This window comes from Parasphingomonas frigoris, assembly GCF_036663815.1.
Classification (GTDB): domain Bacteria; phylum Pseudomonadota; class Alphaproteobacteria; order Sphingomonadales; family Sphingomonadaceae; genus Sphingomonas.
The window spans coordinates 1-1007 of record NZ_JAXOJQ010000104.1 but is presented as its reverse complement, the minus strand read 5'-3'; the positions used below and the strand labels follow the sequence as shown (position 1 = coordinate 1007).

Below are 1007 nucleotides of genomic sequence, written 5' to 3'. Positions count from 1 at the left end.
ACGGGCTGTACGAGCGGCTGGTGCAGGAGAATGGGTATCATTGCCGCGTTTACGCGCCGGTTGGGGGGCATCGCGATCTGCTCGCGTATCTGGTTCGGCGGTTGTTGGAGAATGGGGCTAATTCCAGCTTCGTGCACCAGTTGGCGGACGAGCGGCTGACCGAGGCTGAGATTCTGGCGGATCCTGTAGCGAAGATCGCTGCGGTCGGGGGGAAGCGGCATCCTAGCATTCCGTTGCCGGTGGATCTGTTCGGGGCCGGGGGGCACCGGAATTCTGCCGGGTTGGATTTGAGTGATGTTGGGACGTTGGAGGCGACGGTGCGGGCCGTTAATTCCCCCCTCCCGCTTGCGGGAGGGGCCGGGGGTGGGCTCGCGCTATCGTCATCGGCTACGGCTGGTGATGAGCGGGCAGCCGCAGGCGTTGCGTCCAGTGGTGAGCGCGTGCCCACCCCTAGCCCCTCCCGCTTGCGGGAGGGGGATCAGGTTGCGGCTGCCATTGGTCGCGCACATGCGGCGTTTCCGGCTTGGTCTCGGACGCCGGTGGATGATCGGGCGGCCTGTCTGGAGCGCCTCGCCGATTTGCTCGAGAAGCACCGCGACGAACTGATGGCGATCTGCGTGCAGGAGGCGTTCAAGACGATCGCCGATGCGATCGGCGAAGTGCGCGAGGCGGCCGATTTCTGTCGCTATTATGCGCAGCAGGCGCGGGCGAACCTCCAGGCGATCGAGCTGCCGGGGCCGACAGGCGAGCGCAACATGCTGCATATCGAGGGCCGCGGTGTCTGGGCGACGATCGCGCCGTGGAACTTCCCGTTGGCGATCTTCCTCGGCCAGACGGTGGCGGCGCTCGTGACGGGCAACAGCGTGGTCGCCAAGCCCGCGCCGCAGACGCCGCGGATCGCCGCGCTTGCGGTTGCGCTGGCGCATGAGGCGGGGGTGCCGGCCGACGTGCTGATCCTCGTGACGGGCGGGACCGAAGTCGGTGCCGCGCTGACCGCGGACGTGCGG

At 67.7% G+C, this 1007-nt stretch carries 1 protein-coding gene; it reads left to right on the top strand.

What is annotated here, in order from left to right; genetic code table 11:
• Nucleotides 1-1007, top strand: a 1007-nt coding sequence (locus tag U1872_RS22800; protein WP_332795120.1) for a proline dehydrogenase family protein, incomplete at both ends; no start/stop codon positions are given.